This window comes from Massilia sp. AB1, from assembly GCF_018119385.1.
In the GTDB taxonomy this organism is placed as follows: domain Bacteria; phylum Pseudomonadota; class Gammaproteobacteria; order Burkholderiales; family Burkholderiaceae_D; genus Telluria.
Genome location: NZ_JAGKSG010000008.1, coordinates 50,929 through 70,914 on the forward strand (window position 1 = coordinate 50,929; position 19,986 = coordinate 70,914).

Here is a 19,986-nt window from a genome sequence, read left to right on the forward strand (position 1 = left end):
GTGAAGGAGACCGATGCGTTACGGGTACAAGCCGCGCACCTCCCGCGCCTGCAGCACACGGGTGCACGCCAGGATGAAGGTGGCCGTCCGCAGCGACACTTTCTTTTCCTGCGCCACCGCCCACGCGGCATGGAAGGCGTTCTGCATGATGCGGGTCAGGCGCGCGTTGATCTCTTCTTCCGACCAGAAGAAGCTCGAGAAATCCTGCACCCACTCGAAGTAGGACACCGTCACGCCGCCGGCATTGGCCAGCACGTCCGGCACGACCAGGACGTCCTTCCCGGCCAGGATATCGTCCGCCTCGGGCGTGGTCGGGCCGTTCGCGCCTTCCAGGACGATCTTGGTGCGGATGCGTGGCGCGTTCTCGGCGGTAATCTGCTGCTCGAGGGCGGCCGGAATCAGGATGTCCGATTCGATCCCCCAGAAGGCATCGCGTTCCAAGGTCTGTTCCGCGCCGGGGAAGCCTTTCACTCCGCCGGCTTCGGCCACGTGTTTGTGCAGTTGCTTGACGTCCAGGCCGCCCTCGTGCACGACGACGCCGGTATGATCCTGGACGGCGACGAGCTTCGCGCCCGCTTCGGCGAACATGCTCGCGGCCACGCCGCCGACGTTGCCGAAACCCTGCACGGCGACCCGCGCGCCCTCGATCGCCACCCCGCGCTGCACGGCGGCTTCGCAGCCCATGACGAACACGCCGCGCCCGGTCGCCTCGCGGCGGCCCAGCGAACCGCCCAGGGAAATAGGCTTGCCGGTCACGACGCCGGTCGACAGGTTACCCTCGATCATCGAATACGAGTCCATCATCCAGGCCATGACCTGTTCGTTGGTGTTCACGTCCGGCGCCGGGATGTCCTTGGTGGGGCCGATGATCAGGCTGATCTCGCTGGTATAGCGGCGCGTCAGGCGCTGGAGTTCGCCCTTCGACAGCGACGCCGGATTCACGCGGATGCCGCCCTTGGCGCCGCCATAGGGGACATTCACGGCGGCGTTCTTCACGGTCATCCAGGCGGACAGCGCCATCACTTCCGAGAGCGTCACGTCCTGGTGGTAGCGCACGCCGCCCTTGCCCGGACCGCGCGACAGGTTGTGCTGGACGCGATAGCCCTCGAAGTGGGCGATGCTGCCGTCGTCGCGCTCGATCGGCACGTCGACGGTCAGGATGCGCTTCGGGCGCTTGAGGGTCTCCACCCAGCGCGACAGGCTGCCCAGGTGGGGCGTGACCCGCTCGATCTGCTGCAGGTACTGGCCCCAGGGACCAAGATTGTCGGGATTGAGATAGGAAGGCAATGCATCGTGGGTCATCGTGCGGCTCCAATGTTCGCGTTGTGGGTGGCGATGGCCCGATCGTGTCGGGCCATCCAGCCAGGCGAATCATAGGATGCGCACTGCGCTTCCAGCCAATGCCGCTTTTGCATTCGGCAATGCACAAGATGCATTACCGGCTTGCGGCCGCTATTTTTCCGATACCGGGCACCGCGGCGCAGGCTGGCACTGCGCGGACAGGAATTCCCACAGCCGGGCGACCGAGGGCTTGCCGGGACGGGCGGCGGACGGGCGTTCGCGGTACAGCCGGATCTCCATCTCGATGTCCCAGTCGCCTGCTTCGTCCGCCCGTGCGAGCTGTTGTTGGCTGAGCTCGCGCGTGACGGCCGATTCGGGCAGGAAGGCGATGCCATGCCCTTCCAGCACCATCATCTTCAAGCCTTCCGCCATGTCGGTCTCGTAACGCTTGTCGAGATGCAGTCCGGGCCTGGCGTCCGCAAGGATGAGGTCGACCATCCTGCCCAGATAGGCGTTCGTCGTGTACGACATGAATGGCAAGGGCAAGTCCTTGCTGCCGGGCAGGCGATATTCGGGTTTGCCGTCCTGGTCGCAGCGCGCATACGCGCGCAAGGCTTCGCGCCCGATCACCAGCATATCGTAGCGGCCTGCATCGAGCTGGACCGGCTGGCGCGGATGGTGATAGCACAGCAGCAGGTCGCAGCCGCCTTCCACCAGCTGCATCACGGCGTCATGGACGTTCAGGGCGAGCAGGCGGCTGTTGATCGGTGCGAAATCGCGCTCCAGCATGGTCAGCCATTTCGGCACAAAGGTCAGCGACAGCGTGTGCGGCACGGCCAGGTCGATGGTCGTTTGCGCGGTGACCCGGTCGTGCCGCAGCAGTTCGCGTACGCCGTTGATCTGGCCCAGCATGTCGAGCGCCTGTTCATAGAACACCAGGCCGGCGGGCGTGACGCGGGTAGGAAAGGTGGTGCGGTCGATCAGGTCCGTTCCCAGCCAGCTCTCCAGCGAGCGGATGCGCCGCGAGAAAGCGGGCTGAGTCACGTGCCGAAGCTGGGCGGAGCGGCTAAAACTCTTGGTCTCCACCAGCGAAATAAAATCCTCCAGCCATTTCGATTCCATGCATCGTTCCGAACTGTTCAATGATCCCGGCATTCTAACGCCGACTTCGCTTTCGAGGCTCTCGCAGGCGGCGGGCAACACGGCAGCCTGAGCTTGCGCTTCAGGCAGCATGCGGGCAGCGTACTGGATCCGGCGACGGTAGCTGAATCAGGCGTGGCGCTCACCAATGCAGCAGCAGGTCGTCCCTGGCGGTCCTGGTCACGCGCGTGCCGAACTGGCGTCCTTCGCGGTTCAGCGTCGTCATCAGCCACCAGGCATCCGACGCGGGCGCGGAATTCACCCGTAGATGCCGGGTCTGGGTAGGCGTCATGGCAAAGCGGATGAGTCTGCCGGCCTCGAAGGTCGGAAAATACATCAGCGCCAGGTCGCTACGGAATTGTTCATATCCGGTGATCCCTTCGTAATCGTTGAGGAAATCGCCGCACCCGTATAGTATGGGTTTGCCGAGGTAGACTTCGATGCCTTTCACGTGATGCGAGGAATGGCCGTGGACCACGTCGACCGCTGCCGCGTCGATGAGACCGTGCGCGAATGCCTGCTGTTGCGCCGGTATGTCGAAGCCCCAGTTGCCACCCCAATGGAGGGATGCCACGACCAGGTCGCCAGCCCGCTTCGCCGCGCGCACCCGGTGTGCGACGGTGTCGAGCTGGCATGCCGTCAGCCCAGGCAGGAAATTGACGCCAGGCCGGCCCGGACCGGCGCTCCATTCCGGCGGCACGCCGCTGTCTTCCGTGGCCCAGGCGAACACCAGCACCCGGCCTTTTCCAGGGACATGCAGTACGGCCGGCGCGGCCGCCTGGTCGGCATCGCGGCCGGCGCCGGCGGTGGCGATGCCGGCCCGGTGCAGGACGTCGAGCGTCTCCTCCAGGCCCTGGCGGCCCCAGTCCATCACATGGTTGTTGGCGAGCGTACAGCAGTCGATGCCGGCCGCGGCCAGGCAGGGGAGGTTGTCGGGATGCATGCGGTAGTGGATGCCTTTGCCGGGCCATGCGTGTTCGCTGGATGTCACCGCCGTTTCCAGGTTGATGATGCGCAAGTCCGGTGCCAGGCGCCGCCAGGCATCCCTTGCATGGCCCCAGATGGCGGCAAAGTCCACCGGCCGGCGAATAGGGCCGCTGGCCGCCTCGGCGAGTTTCACGTAAGCTAATGCCGAGCGAACGCAGGGTTCGAACAGGCGAGGATTTCCCGGGTGAGGCAGGACCTGGTCGATGCCTCGGCCGGTCATCACATCGCCGGACAGGAACAGCGTCACATTGTGTGAAGCTCGAGCCGGCTGCATGTCAGCGCCCCCTTTCGGCAAAACTGGCGAGGCCGCGATGAGGAGAGCACGGCCGGTATGGCGTACATTGTGAACCTGCCGGCGCGATCCGTATGTCCCGATTGACCAGCGCCATTCTCTTGTGAGGAAAAGACACCTTGTCCAGCTTTGTCCATGAACGAACGGTCCTGCTGGCGGGCGCCACTGGGCTGGTGGGCGGCCGCATCCTCCAGGCGCTGCTGGCCGACCCGGCCGTCGGGATGGTGCACGCGCTGAGCCGCCGGCCCCTGGACGTCGCGCATCCCCGGCTGCAGGCCCATATCGTGGATTTCAGGCAGCTGGAGACCCTGCCGCAGGCCGATGAGGTGTACCTGGCGCTCGGCACCACCATCAAGGTGGCCGGCAGCCAGGCGGCGTTCCGCGCAGTCGACCTGGACGCCAATCTGGCGGTGGCCAAGGCAGCCTTTGCCGCAGGCGCCCGGCGCGTGGGAGTGGTCAGCGCGGCGATGGCGAATGCGACGTCGCCCACGTTCTATAACCGCGTCAAGGGCGAACTGGAGGATGCGCTGAAGGCGATGGAATGGGAGGCGCTGGTGATCGCACAGCCTTCGCTCCTGCTGGATCAGCGGCACGGACTGCAGCAGCCCCCGCGTATCGGCGAACAGATCGCGATCCCGATCGCGAAGCTGCTGGCGCCCCTGCTGCCCGGGCCGTATCGGCCGGTGCATGCGCTTGCGGTCGCGCAGGCACTGGTCAGGACCGTGCCGGCGGCGCAGGGCGTGGTCGTGCTGCCTTCCCATCTGCTGGCGAAGATCGGCGGCGAGCCCGCCGGCTGACGCAGGCCGCGGCCAATGTGATGCCTTGCCGAATTTCTTGGCGTCAATGCATCGCACCGCAAGGCGGTCCTGGGACGCAAGCAGGTGCCTCCGGGTTCCAGGCCAAATGTAACAAGCATCGCAAACCCGGCCCGGGGCGTACACTGGCAGCAATGCCTTCATCGTCCGCTCCGGCCGAAGCGAGGTACAAGGCTCGGCCCCGGCGCCGGTCGCTTGCGATCACCGTGTCACCCGGTATCGCGGCCACTGCCCGGCAGGTGCGCGATGTGCAGGATTGCCGTCTCAAAAGGACATGTCCGAATCGCCGTTCAACGCGGAGCAGGTATGAAACTGAAGAGGCGTGGGTCAGTGCGAGCGCCTGCCGATACGGGATCGGCCCTGGCCGTGCTGACCCGGCTGGCGGTGGGCTTCGTGGCGGCTGCGTATGTGCATGGGCGCATGCAGCGCACCCGCTTGATCGAGCGCCTGGTTGAGGAGCGCACCGCGGACCTGGACCGCACCTCGGAGGCGCTCCGCCTGCACCAGCGCGCCATCGAATCGAGCGCCAACTCGGTGACCCTGATCGACGCCCACACGCCGGAGGGAACCATCATCCATGTCAACCCTGCCTTCACGCGCCTGCATGGGTATGAGGCTGAAGAAGTGCTGGGCCTGCCGCTGGAGATCCTGGCCAGCGGCGTCGACGACCAGCCCGGCCTGCACGAACTGCGCAACGCCATCGCGGAGAAGCGCGAGGGCCACGCGATGTTCCAGGTGCGGCGCAGGGACGGCACGCTCTACTACGAGGAAGCCTACCTGGCGCCGGTCAAGGATGAACACGGCGTGACCGACTACTTCGTCATCTTCGAATACGATGTCACGACCGCCAAGCAGTACGAGGCCGCACTGGAACACCGTGCGCGCCACGACATGCTGACGGGCCTGCCGAACCGCGTGGCGCTGGCCGACCGCATCGACCGCGCGCTGGCGTTCGCGCGCGCGGACGCCGCCCCGGTGTGGGTGGCCGTGCTCGACCTGGATTACTTCAAGCACGTCAACGACAGCCTGGGCGCGGCCGCCGGGGACCGCCTGCTGCGCCAGGCCGGCGAGCGCATGCTGGCCGCGGTCGGGCCCACCGATACCGTCGCCCGTACCGGCGACGACGAGTTCGTCCTGCTGTTCGAGAACCGCGCCGACGAGCGCCACGCCGCGGCCACGGTGGCCAAGGTGCTGGCGGCGATCGCCGAACCCTTCAGCGAAGACGGCCAGCGCGTGTTCCTGACCTGCAGCGCCGGCATCGCCGGCTATCCGGGCGACGGCGGCGATGCCGACAGCCTGGTCAAGTATGCGCAAATCGCGATGTATCGCGCCAAGGAAAGCGGGCGCAATACGGTCCGCTTCTACCTGCCGAGCATGAACGAACGCGCGCGCGAGCGCCTGGCCATGGTGGACGCGATGCGCCATGCGATGAATGCGGAGGAGTTCGAGCTGCACTACCAGCCCCAGGTCGACCTGGCCAGCGGCGCCGTGATCGGCATGGAAGCGCTGGTCCGCTGGCGCCATCCGCAGATGGGCATGATGCGGCCCGACCGCTTTATCTCGCTGGCCGAGGAGACCGGCCTGATCGTCCCGCTCGGCACCTGGGTGCTGCGCGCCGCCTGCGCGCAGGCGGCGGCCTGGCAGCGCGCCGGCCTCGGGCCCCTGCGCGTGGCCGTCAACCTGTCGTCGCGCCAGTTCAGGGATGCCGGGCTGCCCGAACTGATCGCCCAGATCCTGCGCGAGACGGCGCTGCCGTCCACCAGCCTGGAGATCGAACTCACCGAGAGCCTGATGATGGAGGATGTCGACACGGCGGTGGCGACCATGCGCGCGCTCAAGGCAATGGGTGTGCACCTGTCGATCGACGATTTCGGCACCGGCTACTCCAGCCTGTCCTACCTGAAGCGCTTTCCGGTGGATGTGCTGAAGATCGACCAGTCCTTCGTGCGCGACATCGGCAACGACGCCAGCAGCTCGGCCATGGTGGCGGCCATGATTTCACTCTCGCACGAGCTGGGGCTGCGCGTCATCGCCGAGGGCGTCGAAACCCGGGCCCAGTGGGACTACCTGCTGGGCCGGGGCTGCGACGAAGTCCAGGGGTATTACTTCAGCCGTCCCCTGCGCGGACGCGATTTCGAGCAGATGGTGCGCGCACGCCGCGCCGACGGGCACTGAGCTTGGCCGGCCGCGGGCTCGTCCCCGCCCTGAGGCGCGCCGGGGTGGCAAAGCGCGACCTCTAATCGCGCCTGCCAATCCTGGACGGCGGCCGCATCCACGCAAATATCAAGATACAGGACGCCCGCGCGCAGGAGGCGATTGCGGAATACGGGAAGGCCATGCATGCGCATGCCGGTCCGCGATCCTTGCATTCCCTAACTCAATCTACTGCCTTGACCATGTCTTCGATGACCTTCTTGGCGTCACCAAACACCATCATCGTGTTCGGCTGGTAGAACAAGTCGTTGTCCAGCCCCGCATAACCGGAAGCCATCGAGCGCTTGTTGACGATGATGCTCTTGGCCTTGTACGCCTCCAGGATCGGCATGCCGGCGATGGGCGACTTCGGATCCTTGGCCGCCGGGTTCACGACGTCATTCGCGCCCAGCACCAGCACCACGTCAGTCTGGCCGAACTCGGCGTTGATGTCCTCCATCTCGAACACCTGGTCGTAGAGCACTTCGGCTTCGGCCAGCAGCACGTTCATGTGGCCGGGCATGCGGCCCGCCACCGGGTGGATCGCGTAGCGCACCGAGACGCCCTTGTGGGTCAGCTTCTCCACCAGCTCCTTGAGAGAATGCTGCGCGCGCGCCACCGCCAGGCCGTAGCCGGGGACGATGATCACGGACTCGGCATTGGCCATGACGAAGCTCGCGTCGTCGGCCGACCCGGCCTTGACCGGGCGCTGTTCCTTGGCGCCGCCCGCTTCAACGGAGGCTTCGCCGCCGAAGCCACCCAGGATCACGTTGAAGAAGGAACGGTTCATCGCCTTGCACATGATGTACGACAGGATGGCGCCGCTCGAACCCACCAGCGAGCCGGCGATGATCAGCATCGAGTTATTCAGCGAGAAGCCGATGCCTGCGGCCGCCCAGCCCGAATACGAGTTCAGCATCGACACCACCACCGGCATGTCGGCGCCGCCGATCGGGATGATGATCAGGACGCCCAGGATGAAGGACAGCGCCGCCATGAGGATGAAGGGTTCCCACGCCGGCTCCACGCCTTCGGCGAAGCAGAACGCCAGGCCGAGCCCGATGATGGCGATGGCCAGCACGAGGTTCAGGATGTGCTGCCCGGCGAAGCGCACCGGCGCGCCCTGGAACAGGCGGAACTTGTATTTGCCCGACAGCTTGCCGAAGGCGATCACCGAGCCCGAAAAGGTCACCGCGCCCACGAAGGTACCGATGAACAGCTCCAGCCGGTTCCCGAAGGGCAGCGGCGTGGTGCGGGTGGCGATGTTGAAGGCCCAGGGCTCGGAGACGGCGGCCACCGCGATGCACACCGCGGCCAGGCCGATCAGCGAGTGCATCGCCGCGACGAGTTCCGGCATCTTGGTCATCTCGACCTTGCGGGCGGCGATGGCGCCGATGCCTCCGCCCACCGCCATGCCCAGCAGCACCAGGCCGAAGCCGAAGCCGCCGGTGGACAGCATTGCCTGCAGCTTGACGATCAGGGTCACGGTGGTCAGGACGGCAATGCCCATGCCGGCCATGCCGAATGCGTTACCCATGCGCGCGCTGGCAGGTGAAGACAGGCCCTTCAAGGCCTGGATGAAGCAGATCGAAGCCATCAGGTAGAGCAGGGTGACCATGTTCATGGAGATGGCGCTCATGACTTCGCACCTGCTTTGGCATTGCTGTCCTTCTTCTTGAACATCTCCAGCATGCGCTGGGTGACCATGAAGCCGCCGAATACGTTCACGGCGGCCAGGGCCACCGCGACGGTGCCTGCCACCTGGCCGGTGACGCCTTCGGTGAGGGCGGCGGCCAGCATGGCGCCGACGATGATGATGGCGGAAACGGCGTTGGTGACGGCCATCAGCGGCGTGTGCAGGGCCGGGGTGACGGTCCAGACCACGTGGTAGCCGACGTAGACGGCCAGCACGAAGATGATGAGGTTGATGATGGTATGACTGACTTCCATAAGAACTCCCCGTTTGCTTCCTTCTTGTCTTTATGCAGCCGCCTTCATGCGGCCATGCAGGACTTCCCGGCCGGCGCAGACCAGCGTGGCTTTGATGATCTCGTCCTCGCGGTCGACGACGAGCTTGCCGTCCTTGTCGATGATCAGCTTGAGGAAATCCAGCACGTTGCGGGCGTACAGCGCGGAGGCGTCGGCTGCGACGAGCGTCGCCAGGTCGGGCTGGCCGATGATGTGCACGCCGTGCTTGACCACGGTCTTGCCGAGTTCGGTCAGCGGGCAGTTGCCGCCCTGGGCCACGGCCATGTCGACGATTACCGAGCCGGGTTTCATCGCCTTGACGGTATCCTCGGAGATCAGGACCGGCGCCTTGCGGCCCGGGATCAGCGCCGTGGTGACGATGATGTCGGCCAGCTTGGCGCGCTCGTGCACCAGTTCGGCCTGGCGCCGCATCCAGTCCGCGGGCATCGGACGGGCGTAGCCGCCTTCACCCTTGGCGATTTCGCGCTCCTCCTCGGTGAGGTAGGGCACGTCGATGAACTTGGCGCCCAGCGACTCCACCTGTTCCTTGACCGGCGGACGCACGTCGGACGCCTCGATCACGGCGCCCAGGCGCTTGGCGGTGGCGATGGCCTGCAAACCGGCCACACCGACACCCATGATCAGCACGCGTGCGGCCTTGACGGTGCCGGCGGCGGTCATCAGCATGGGCATGAAGCGCTGGTAGGTGTTCGCGGCCAGCATCACGGCCTTGTAGCCGGCGATGTTGGCCTGGGAGGAGAGCACGTCCATCGACTGCGCCCGGGTGATGCGCGGCGCCGCCTCCAGGGCGAAGGCAAACAGGCCGCTGTCGGCCATGGCGGCCAGGTTGCCGGTATCGAAAGGGTCCAGCATTCCGACCAGTACTGCGTCGGGTTTCATTTGTGTGCGTTCCTGCGGATTCGGTGCGCGCACCTTGAGTACTACATCGGCCCCAAGGGCATCGGCGGCTGTCCCGACGATGGCGCCGGCTGCCCTGAATGCATCGTCGGTGATCGCCGCCTGCAGGCCTGCGCCCGACTCAACGATCACATGATGTCTGGCTGCGAGCTTCTTGACTGTTTCGGGTGTGGCTGCCACCCGCGTTTCCGCCGGACGTGATTCCGCCGGTATACCAATTTTCATGGCTATTCCCTTGACTTGCTATCGGTATCGCTGTCGAACGAACAAGCGCCGCCGGGCAAGCGCAGAAGCGCCGGCCGGCGGCGCTCCTTGCTTAGAACTGGTTCATCGTGTTGTGCTTGCCGCCGGCCTTCAGCGCCGCTTCGCCGCTGAAGTACTCCTTGTGGTCGTCGCCGATGTCCGAACCGGACATGTTCTGGTGCTTGACGCAGGCGATGCCCTGGCGGATTTCCTTGCGCTGCACGCCGGCCACGTAGCCCAGCATGCCCTGTTCGCCGAAGTATTCCTTGGCCAGGTTGTCAGTCGACAGCGCGGCGGTGTGGTAGGTCGGCAGGGTGATCAGGTGGTGGAAGATGCCGGCTTCGCGGGCCGCGTCGGCCTGGAAGGTGCGGATGCGCTCGTCCGCTTCGCGCGCCAGGGCCGAATCGTCGTACTCGGCGCTCATCAGCTGGCCGCGCTCGTAGGCCGAGACGTCCTCGCCGCGGGCCTTCATGGCATCGAACACCTGCTGGCGGAAGTTCAGGGTCCAGTTGAAGGACGGGCTGTTGTTATAGACCAGCTTGGCGTTCGGGATGACCTTGCGGATCTCGCTGACCATGCCCCCGATCTGGGCGATGTGCGGTTTCTCGGTTTCGATCCACAGCAGGTCGGCGCCGTTCTGCAGCGAGGTGATGCAATCCAGGACGCAGCGCGCCTCGCCGGTGCCTTCGCGGAACTGGAACAGGTTGCTTGGCAGGCGTTTCGGGCGCAGCAGTTTGCCGTCGCGCTTGATGATCACGTCGCCGTTGTTCAGGTCGCCGGCGGCGATTTCCTCGGCGTCCAGGAAGCTGTTGTACTGGTCGCCCAGGTCACCCGGCTCGCGGGTGAAGGCGATCTGCTTGGTCAGGCCGGCGCCCAGCGAGTCGGTACGCGCGACGATGACGCCGTCGTCCACGCCCAGCTCCAGGAAGGCGTAGCGCACGGCGCGGATCTTGGCCAGGAAGTCCTCGTGCGGCACGGTGACCTTGCCGTCCTGGTGGCCGCACTGCTTCTCGTCCGACACCTGGTTTTCGATCTGGATGCAGCAGGCGCCCGCCTCGATCATCTGCTTGGCCATCAGGTAGGTCGCCTCGGCGTTGCCGAAGCCGGCGTCGATGTCGGCGATGATCGGCACCACGTGGGTGAGGAAGTTGTCGATCTTGTCCTGGATCGCGGCGCGCGCGTCCGCGGTGTCGGCGGCGTCCAGCTGGCGGAACAGGCCGCCCAGTTCGCGGGCATCGGCCTGGCGCAGGAAGGTGTACAGCTCCTTGATCAGCGAGGCGACCGCGGTCTTCTCGTGCATCGACTGGTCCGGCAGCGGGCCGAATTCCGAACGCAGTGCGGCGACCATCCAGCCCGACAGGTAGAGGTAGCGGCGTTCGGTACTGGCGAAGTGCTTCTTAATAGAGATCATCTTCTGCTGGCCGATGAAACCGTGCCAGCAGCCCAGCGACTGCGTGTACTTGGACGGATCGGCATCGTAGGCGGCCATGTCCCGGCGCATGATGCCGGCGGTGTAGCGAGCGATGTCCAGGCCGGTCTTGAAGCGGTTCTGGGCGCGCATGCGGGCGGCAGACTCGGGATTGATGGCGGCCCAGCCGCTGCCTGCCTGTTCCTTGAGGCGGATGAGGGACTGGATATCGTTCTGGTACTGGGACATGTCGAGCTCCTGAGTGGTGATTGAAATCGTCTGCGCTTTCCCGAGCTGCCGAGCAGGCCCGGGGCGTGTTCGCATGAGTTCATGATAAGACAGGTCAGAAGAAGATTTCATGTCTTATATAAGACATATGACATAAAACTTATCGCCGAAATATCAAGCACTTACGTGCTTGGTTTCGGGATGCGGGAAGGAATTTTGCGAAACGAGATATCGGCGGGTGTCGCAGAGGGTTGAGAATATTACGATGTGAAATGCGGTTCGGCTGTATGAAATGCGCCGCGAGCCGTAGACCGTTGGCTAGTAGCCACCAGCCACCAGCCACCAGCCACCAGCCATCAGCCATCAGCCGCCAGCCGCCGGCCGTAGGCCGGTGCATTGCTACTCACTGGAAGGATCAACAGCTCCATGCCGACTGTTCGACAGGCGGTAGAACCTGCGATCGGCCTGGCAACGGGCAAAGCCGCAATGCCAGTAAGGGGGAAAAGGTGGCCGGACCGCCGCGAGGCGGGCGCGAACGTGATGCCGCGCGCATCCAAACCGCAGTCACGCGACTCAGGCGTAGGCACCTCCGCCCATGCCGAGGTTTCCGCGGCGCGCGCCCGGAAGTTCTCATGCTTGACCGTGATTCGCCGCTCCTCGCCGGCACGTAGGAAAAGCTCCCGCGTTACGCTGGCATAGGTGATACCCGAGGCTGCGACGCCATTTTGCGCTTGGGCGGGCGCCGTGCCGTCCCCCGTATCCATCGAGACCTTCACCCACGGGTCGCCCGGCGTCTCGTAGACAGCGCCGGCTACGCCACCCACGCGAATTTGCCGGTCGCAGTCGCTGGGTGGAATCAGCAATTGAGCGGCCGCACCGTCCCCATTCTTCGCCTCGATCCGCCGGGATCCGCTGCCGCACAAGCGCGGCGGCTTCGGTGCGACATAGGACGGAACGTGGAAGGCCGCGGTATAGCTCGCCCCTCCCACCGTCGCGTTGACATTGCCGACGATTTCTTCCCCGTCGCGCGGCACCGCGATAGTTTTTTTTTCCTTCAAAATTGGAAGGGAAGGCGGCGTCCAGGGTACGCCCGTTGACCGCGACTTCGAGCTTGCCGGGATTGGCCAGGCCGGGCGGATGGCGCCAGCCCACCACGACGTCCACCGATTTTCGGGTGCCTCTGACGGGATAGGCGAACAAGCCGCTCGAATGCGAGGCGACACAAGCCCGCCAGGCCGGAATGGCCTGTTCAGGCAGACTGCTGGACAAGGTTTCCCTGGCGTTGCTGCTCGTGAAAGTGCTTGCCTGCTGGTTGAGATAGCGCCGGCGCTTTTCATCGAAGCTTTGGTAGTCTCCCGAAAAATAGCCGGGTACGTCCGCACTCGCATCCTGCTTGATCTTTCCATAGTTGGACACATCGATCAAACTCAGCCAGGCGCTGAAGACCTGGTTGCTTTGCCTGGCGCGGGAGATGTTTTTAGTGAGCAGCACGTTGTCGCACTCGGAAGGAACGGCAGCGGCGGCGCCAGCCCCGAGCGTCAAGGACAGGGATAGCAACAGGATCAGCTTCGTCTGCATGTTCGTTCTCCCGATGGTGCGTATGGTCCGAAGGCAAGAGGTGTGGCGAGACGCTTCCGACGGATCCCCTGAGCTGAAGCAGGGGCCACCGAGCGATCACCCGACCGTTTGACTCATCGCCGGGGACGAAGTTTGGGCAGCGCCGCGCAAGAGCACCGGGCGGCTACGGAGATCTGCGATAGATCAAGTCCGCGTGATCCCGCTTAGAGCGCGAACCCGCCTGCCGTCTGGGTGAACTGGTTGATCCCCGCCGTCATCGCCGTGATCATGGCCCGCTCCGCCGCCGACAGCTGCGGATGCCAGATGTCGAAGATCAGGACCACGCGCAACTGCGCGCTGTCGTTCCAGGCCTCGTGCTCGATGGTGTCGTCGAACACCCAGGCCTTGCCGGGCTCCCACGCGCGGGTGTCGTTCCCGACCCGGAAGCCGCAGCCGGGCGGCACGATCAGGGGCAGGTGGGTCACCAGGCGCACATTGCTGACTCCGGTATGCGGCGGAATGCGGGTGCGTGGCTTGAGCACGGAGAACATGGCGCTCGGCGTGCGCCCCGGCTGGTCGGGCTGGGGCGCGCCGCGCAGCGCTTCCATCGTGCGCGGACAGCGCTCGGCGTGCCCGGCGACCGGCTTGCCCTTGTCGATCAGGTGGTAGGCGCTCCAGTCGAGCGACTTGTTGAGGCCGGCCCACTGGTTCAGTGGCTGGTCTTCGGTATAGTTGATATACGGCGCAAAGCCTTCTTCCCGGGCCAGCACCGCCAGGAACTCGGACCGGATGTCGGCGGTGGCCGCCTCCAGCGCATCCAGCCAGGGAAACGCGCTGCGCGGGAAGAAGCTGACCGGCGCCAGGCCCTGGTAGTGGAACAGGGCGGGCTGGGAGTCGTAGCGCCGCTTGCGGCCGGTCATGATGTCGAGCGAGTCGCGGAAGCGTTGCAGGTCTGCGCCTTGCAGCTCGCGCAACTGGGGCGCCAGGAAGGCGTCGAGGAAATCGCCGAACTCGCGGTTGTAGGCGGCATGCCAGTCGAGCGCCTCGCGTACCGCCGGCTGCAGGTCGGCAGGCAGCGTGTGCAGCGGCGGCGCCACGGCGGCCACCGCGGCGCAGGCGCCGGCGGCCGCCTGGCGCTTGCCCTGGCGGATGTAGAGGCGGCTGCGCAGCACCAGCGCCACCAGGTCGTAGGGATCGAGTGTCAGGGCGCCGCTCAGCGCCGCTTCCTCGCCGTCCTCGTCCTTCTGCGCCAGGCAGAGCACGGCCAGGTTGAGCCATTGCTGCTTGTCGCGGCCGTCGGCCCGGACCAGGCGCTCGAGCAGCGCGCGCGCCTGCGGCAGTCGGCCGGCGCTGAAGGCATCGTGGGCGAGGGCGCGCAGGGCGCGCAGGGCGCGCGGGTGGCCGGGGGCGCGGGCGAGGATGGTTTCCCAGTACTGGAGCGCACGCCCCCGGTCGCCCCGTCCGTCCGCCTGCAGCGCCTGCTGTTCGAGCACCGCGATTTCCCTGTCGTCCGCCATGCGCATCGCCCCCGCCTCGTGTCGTATGTACGCGGGGATTTTTGTCCATGTGTATGCGTGTTGGCAAGCAATATTTACATCAGGCCATTTCTTCAGACGGCGACGGGGCCCCCTCCATAGCAGCCTGGCAGGCGTTACTGAAGGGGCAGCGGGCGCGCATCCGGGGCGGGGATGCCCGCCGGGCGGATCTCGGTGCTCTGGTGCAGGGTGTTGCGCCAGCCGTCCGGCTGCAGGGTCCAGACCCGCACGTAGCGCCCGCGGAACTGGCGCAGCGCGTTCAGGCTTTGCATCCGGGCGTGGAAGCGCCCGGTAACCACGGCGGCGCGGCCGTTGCCGAGCACGGTGATTTCCATGTCGTCCAGGCCGTAGCCGCTCATTCTGAATTCGTTGCGCATCAGCGCCTGCAGGAATTCGGTCTTGGTACGCACCCGGCCGTTGCTCTCTACATGGTAGTACTCGCCGCCGATCAGCTTGCGCAAGGTGTCGATGTCGCCGCTCGCCACCGCTGCCGCGCGCTTGCGTTCGGCGTCACGAATGGAAGCGGCTGCGGTGTCGCCCGCTGCTGCTGCTGCTGCGGCGGTGGCGGCGCCCATGGCATCGAAGGCATGGGATGGGCCGGAGAGCAGGGCGGCGGCAAGGAAGAAAGGCAGGGTGCGCATGTGTGGCGGAAACTGTGATGACCGCAGACAGTATATAAATTCCTGACTGTAAGATTGTAACGAAATATTGCTTTTGCAAGTCACATTCAGACATCGGCCATTGTCTTGAAGCGGCGGGGACATCTGATACAGTGGTTCCCACGCAGCGCCGCTGTGGCTGCCGCCCCTTTCACTTCACGCCAAAACGACGACATGCCTGCCGCTCCTTTGCCGTCCGACGAAGCCGAACGCCTGGCGCTGCTGCACGCCCTGGCCCTGCTCGACACGCCCGCCGAGCCGCTGTTCGACCGCGTCACGCGGCTGGCGAGCAGGCTGCTGGGCGTGCCGATGGCGCTGTTCACCCTGATCGATGCCGAGCGCCAGTGGTTCAAGTCGCGCGTCGGACTCGACGAGACGGAAACCCCGCGCGAGCTCGCATTCTGCGCCCACGCGATCCTCCACGACGCGCCGCTCGTGGTGCCGGATGCGACCCAGGACGAGCGTTTCCGCAGCAACCCGCTGGTCACCGGGGCGCCGAATATCCGCTTCTACGCGGGCGTGCCGATCCGCACCGGCGCGGAGCTGGCGATCGGCACCCTATGCGTGGTCGACACCCAGCCGAGGGAGCTCGGCGACGAGGACCTGGCGGTGCTGGCCGACCTGGCCGCGATCATCACCGAGGAAGTCCGCTACCGCGAACGGCTGGCGGTGGCGCGCGACCAGCTGGCGCGCACGGGCGAGGTGCTCGGCGCGAGCGAGGCGCGCTTCCGCGCGGTGTTCGAGGCGGCCGTGGTCGGCATCGCCCTGGTCTTGCCCGACGGGACCTGGGTCAGTGTCAACCCGGCCCTGTGCCAGATCCTCGGCTATACCGAGCAGGAGCTGCTGGGGATCCGCTTCCCGGAAATCACTTATCCGCCCGATCGCGCCGAGGACGCCGAACTGATCCGGCGCCTGCACGCCGGCGAGATCGAACGCTTGACCCGCCAGAAACGCTATGTGCGCAAGGACGGCAGCCTGGTCTGGATCCAGGTCGATGTCTCGCGCAAGCTGGGGCCGAGCGGCGAGCACGAGTACAACGTCGCGGTGGTCAAGGACATCGACGCCCAGAAGCGGGCGGAGCAAGAGGTGGCCGCGCTGCACGCCGACCTCGAACGGCGGGTCGACGAGCGCACGCGCGCGCTGCAGGAAGCCATCCAGCGCCAGCGCCAGGCCGAGCAGGACCTGCGCGCGCGCGAGGTCCAGCTGCGCACCGTGATCGAGAACGCCTACGACGCTTACATCAGCCTCGACCGCCACGGCCGGGTCACGGCCTGGAACCGCCAGGCCGAGGAGACTTTCGGCTGGAGCGCGGAAGAGGCGCTCGGCGCCACGCTGGAACGCCTGATCATCCCGCCCGAGCTGGCGGGCGCCCACCAGGCCGGCATGCGGCGCTACCTGTCGACCGGGGTGGCGAAGGTGGTCGACCGCCGCCTGGAACTGCCCGCCGTGCGGCGCGACGGCAGCCGCCTGATGGTGGAGCTGCGGCTGCGGGCCCTCGACATCGACGGCGAGCCGCTGTTCAGCGCCTTCCTGCACGACATTACGGAGCGCAAGGAAGCCGAGGCGCGGCGCGAATACGAAAGCCGCCACGACCTGCTGACCGGCCTGCCGAACCGGCGCGCGCTGATGGAAGCCCTGCCGGTGGTGCAGTCGCGCGCCGGCCGCAGCGGCCGCACCATGGGCCTGCTGTTCCTCGACCTGGACGGCTTCAAGGCCATCAATGACGAATTCGGCCACGATGCGGGCGACGCCCTGCTGCGGGTGCTCGCCGACCGCCTGCGCGCCGCGGTGCGCAAGACCGACAGCGTGTTCCGCCTTGCGGGCGACGAGTTCACCGTGGTGCTCGAAGACCTGGGCGAGACCAGGATGGACGCGCACGCCGTCGCCGCCAAGCTGATCGACGTCCTGTCCGAGCCGGCCAGCCTGTGGAATACCCAGGTCCAGGTCGGGGCCAGCGTCGGCATCGCCCTGTGCCCGCCGGGCGCCGGCCTGGGCCCCGAGGCGCTGATCCGCGAGGCCGACCAGCGCATGTACGAGGCCAAGCGTGCCGGGCGCGGCTGCATCAGGCCGGAAGCCCAGCCGGAAGTTGTTCAACAAAGCCCTTGACCTTCCCATCGTGGGAAGGAATATGCTGTCCATATGTGATCGAGGAGAAAGCATATGGATACCGAAGTAGAAAGCCGCGACACGACCCTGCGCATCGGCGGCATGACCTGCGCGTCCTGCGTGGCGCGGGTCGAAAAGGCGCTGCAGGCGGTGCCGGGCGTGGAAAGCGCCAGCGTCAACCTGGCGACGGAGAAAGCGACCGTGCACGGCGCCGCCGCGCCCGAGGCGCTGCGCGAGGCGGTGCAGGCGGCCGGTTACGAAGCCGCCGAGGTGGAAGAGGGCGCACCGGCGATTGCGCCCGAGGCGGCTGGCAAGGGCGGCCTGCCGTCCTGGTGGCCGGTGGCTGCCGCGGCGCTGCTGAGCATTCCGCTGGTGGCGCCGATGGCCGGCCAGCTGTTCGGCATGGATTGGATGCTGCCCGGCTGGATCCAGCTGCTGCTGGCGACCCCGGTCCAGTTCTGGCTCGGCGCGCGCTTCTACCGCGCCGGCTGGAAGGCCTTGCGCGCCTTCAGCGGCAACATGGACTTGCTGGTGGCGATCGGCACCAGCGCCGCCTACGGCCTCTCGCTCTACCTGCTGCTGTCGCACGGCGGCCATGCCCACCTGTACTTCGAATCGTCGGCGGTCGTCATCACCCTGGTCCTGCTGGGCAAATGGCTGGAAGGCCGCGCCAAGCGCCAGACGGTGCAGGCGATCGAGGCGCTGGAAGCGCTGCGCGCTAGTTCCGCCCTGGTGCGCAGGGACGGGCGCGAGCTTCGCGTGCCGCTGGCCGAACTGGCCAAGGGCGACCTGATGGTGGTGCTGCCGGGCGAACGCCTGCCGGCCGACGGCCTGGTCGAGGAGGGCGCCAGCCACCTGGACGAGTCGCTGCTGACCGGCGAGAGCCTGCCGGTGGCGAAGAGGGCAGGCGACAAGGCGACCGGCGGCGCGGTCAATGGCGAAGGCTTGCTGCTGGTGCGGGCGACGGCGGTCGGCGCGGAGTCGATGCTGTCGCAGATCATCCGCATGGTGGAGGATGCGCAGGCGGTGAAGGCGCCGATCCAGCGCCTGGTCGACCGCGTCAGCGCGGTGTTCGTGCCGGTCGTCCTGCTCATCTCGCTGCTTACCTTGATTGGATGGGGCCTGCTCACCGGCGACTGGCAGCAGGCGCTGCTCAACGCGGTGGCGGTGCAGGTGATCGCCTGCCCCTGTGCGCTGGGCCTGGCCACGCCGACCGCGATCATGGTCGGCACCGGCGCGGCGGCGCGCCACGGCATCCTGATCAAGGACGCCGAAGCGCTGGAAACCGCGCATGCGGTGGACGTCGTCGTGTTCGACAAGACCGGCACCCTGACCGAGGGCAAACCGGCGGTGGCGGCGGTGGAAGGCGGCGACGGGGCGGCGGTGCTGCAGCTGGCCTGGGCGGTGCAGCAGTACAGCGCCCACCCGCTGGCGCGCGCCGTGGCCGAAGCGGCGGCGGAGCGTGGCCTGCATCTGATGGAAGCCAGCGAGGCGGCGGCCCTGCCGGGACGCGGCGTGCGCGCCGAGGTCGACGGCGCCAGCGTCTTCCTGGGTAACCGCCGCCTGATGGAAGAACTGGGCGTGCGCGACGGCCTGGAGACTGCGGCGGCCCACGAACAGGCAGGGCGCACCGTGTCCTGGCTGGCCGAGCGGCGCGGAGAACGGGTGAAGGTACTGGGTCTGCTGGCCTTCGGCGACCGCCTCAAGCCCGGCGCGCAGGCAGCCGTGGCGCGTCTCAAGGCCATGGGTGTGGAACCCGTGATGCTGACCGGGGACAACCAGGGCGCCGCGCAGGCGGTGGCGGCCCAGCTGGGCATCGCGCGCTTCCACGCCGAGGTGCTCCCGGCCGACAAGGCGAGAGTGGTCGAGCTGCTGCGCCAGGACGGGAAAAAGGTCGCCATGGTCGGCGACGGCATCAACGACGCGCCGGCGCTGGCCGCGGCCGATGTCGGCATGGCCATGGCCGGCGGCACCGACGTCGCCATGCATACGGCCGGCGTGACCCTGATGCGCGGCGATCCCGGCCTGGTGCCGGACGCCATCGCCGTGTCGCAGCGCAGCTACCGGAAGATCCGCCAGAACCTGGGCTGGGCCTTCGTCTACAACCTGATCGGCGTGCCGCTGGCCGCCTTCGGCCTGCTCAATCCGGTCCTGGCCGGCGCCGCGATGGCGCTCAGTTCCGTGAGCGTGGTCGCCAACGCGCTGCTGCTGCGCCGCTGGGAGCCGGCCGCGCGTATGCATGCCGAAGCACCGATTTCAATCACCACCGGGGCCGCCGCGCCCTACCAACAAGGAGGAAACACCATGTATGAACTCACCGTGGAAGGCATGAGCTGCGGCCACTGCGTCGGCCGCGTCACCAAGTCGGTCCAGGACGTCGACCAGGACGCCAAGGTCGCCATCGACCTGCCGACCAAGAAGGTGCGCATCGACAGCCAGGCCGACCTGGAGCAGATCGCCGCCGCCATCGACGCGGCCGGCTATCCGGTCAGCGCACGTTCGGCTGCCTGATCAGGTGCCGGCGGCGATAGCGATATCAGGTCAAAAAATCTGTACCGCCGGTATCAATTACGTTATATTTTGATAGAAACTGAACAAGGCAAGACCGCATGACGAGCTGAACCGATACGACTACCGCCGGGCATTGCCGGCGGCT

Annotated in this window: 14 protein-coding genes; 4 read left to right on the forward strand and 10 right to left on the reverse strand. The window is 66.7% G+C overall.

The window, feature by feature from the left end; genetic code table 11:
- Window positions 1–18: 18 nt before the first annotated feature.
- The 3 genes from J8847_RS07030 to J8847_RS07040 all read right to left on the reverse strand — a co-directional run bounded on the left by J8847_RS07030 (window position 19) and on the right by J8847_RS07040 (window position 3,655).
- Window positions 19–1,302: a Glu/Leu/Phe/Val dehydrogenase gene (locus J8847_RS07030; protein WP_211523974.1), complete on the reverse strand. Its 1,284-nt coding sequence runs from the start codon at window positions 1,300–1,302 to the stop codon at window positions 19–21.
- A gap of 150 nt (window positions 1,303–1,452) precedes the next feature.
- Window positions 1,453–2,403, reverse strand: coding sequence for a LysR family transcriptional regulator (locus tag J8847_RS07035; protein ID WP_211523975.1), 951 nt, complete (start codon window positions 2,401–2,403; stop codon window positions 1,453–1,455).
- Window positions 2,404–2,563: 160 nt separating this feature from the next.
- Complete coding sequence (locus J8847_RS07040) at window positions 2,564–3,655, reverse strand: CapA family protein (protein WP_373999847.1); 1,092 nt, start codon at window positions 3,653–3,655, stop codon at window positions 2,564–2,566.
- Window positions 3,656–3,819: 164 nt separating this feature from the next.
- Here J8847_RS07040 and J8847_RS07045 point away from each other — a divergent pair, with 164 nt between their 5' ends.
- The gene (locus tag J8847_RS07045) at window positions 3,820–4,497 is read left to right on the forward strand and encodes an NAD(P)H-binding protein (protein WP_211523977.1); all 678 of its coding nucleotides are present in this window, start codon (window positions 3,820–3,822) and stop codon (window positions 4,495–4,497) included.
- A 348-nt stretch (window positions 4,498–4,845) separates the two neighbouring features.
- A complete protein-coding gene (locus J8847_RS07050; protein WP_211523978.1) occupies window positions 4,846–6,690 on the forward strand; it encodes an EAL domain-containing protein in 1,845 nt (614 codons plus the stop codon).
- 202 nt (window positions 6,691–6,892) lie between these two features.
- On the opposite strand, the gene J8847_RS07055 is transcribed toward J8847_RS07050, so the two are convergent.
- From J8847_RS07055 to J8847_RS07085, 7 genes are all read right to left on the reverse strand, one after another.
- On the reverse strand, window positions 6,893–8,347 hold the full coding sequence (locus J8847_RS07055) for an NAD(P)(+) transhydrogenase (Re/Si-specific) subunit beta (protein ID WP_211523979.1): 1,455 nt from the start codon (window positions 8,345–8,347) through the stop codon (window positions 6,893–6,895).
- Entirely contained in the window at window positions 8,344–8,658 is a 315-nt protein-coding gene (locus J8847_RS07060; protein ID WP_211523980.1) for an NAD(P) transhydrogenase subunit alpha, read from the reverse strand. Before J8847_RS07060 ends, J8847_RS07055 begins: the two co-directional genes overlap by 4 nt.
- A 30-nt stretch (window positions 8,659–8,688) precedes the next feature.
- Window positions 8,689–9,819, reverse strand: coding sequence for a Re/Si-specific NAD(P)(+) transhydrogenase subunit alpha (locus J8847_RS07065; protein WP_211523981.1), 1,131 nt, complete (start codon window positions 9,817–9,819; stop codon window positions 8,689–8,691).
- 91 nt (window positions 9,820–9,910) lie between these two features.
- Window positions 9,911–11,494, reverse strand: a complete 1,584-nt coding sequence (locus J8847_RS07070) for an isocitrate lyase (RefSeq protein ID WP_211523982.1) — start codon at window positions 11,492–11,494, stop codon at window positions 9,911–9,913.
- 335 nt (window positions 11,495–11,829) lie between these two features.
- Window positions 11,830–12,531 (reverse strand): hypothetical protein, encoded by a 702-nt coding sequence (locus J8847_RS07075; RefSeq protein WP_211523983.1) that lies wholly within the window; start codon window positions 12,529–12,531, stop codon window positions 11,830–11,832.
- A 723-nt stretch (window positions 12,532–13,254) separates the two neighbouring features.
- On the reverse strand, window positions 13,255–14,547 hold the full coding sequence (locus tag J8847_RS07080; RefSeq protein ID WP_229512595.1) for an aspartyl/asparaginyl beta-hydroxylase domain-containing protein: 1,293 nt from the start codon (window positions 14,545–14,547) through the stop codon (window positions 13,255–13,257).
- 134 nt (window positions 14,548–14,681) lie between these two features.
- Window positions 14,682–15,206, reverse strand: coding sequence for a nuclear transport factor 2 family protein (locus J8847_RS07085; RefSeq protein ID WP_211523985.1), 525 nt, complete (start codon window positions 15,204–15,206; stop codon window positions 14,682–14,684).
- Window positions 15,207–15,398: 192 nt separating this feature from the next.
- On the opposite strand from J8847_RS07085, the gene J8847_RS07090 reads away from it, so the two are divergent.
- On the forward strand, window positions 15,399–17,330 hold the full coding sequence (locus tag J8847_RS07090) for a PAS domain S-box protein (protein ID WP_211523986.1): 1,932 nt from the start codon (window positions 15,399–15,401) through the stop codon (window positions 17,328–17,330).
- Window positions 17,331–17,384: 54 nt separating this feature from the next.
- A complete protein-coding gene (locus tag J8847_RS07095; RefSeq protein WP_211523987.1) occupies window positions 17,385–19,841 on the forward strand; it encodes a heavy metal translocating P-type ATPase in 2,457 nt (818 codons plus the stop codon).
- The last annotated feature ends 145 nt before the right edge of the window (window positions 19,842–19,986 follow it).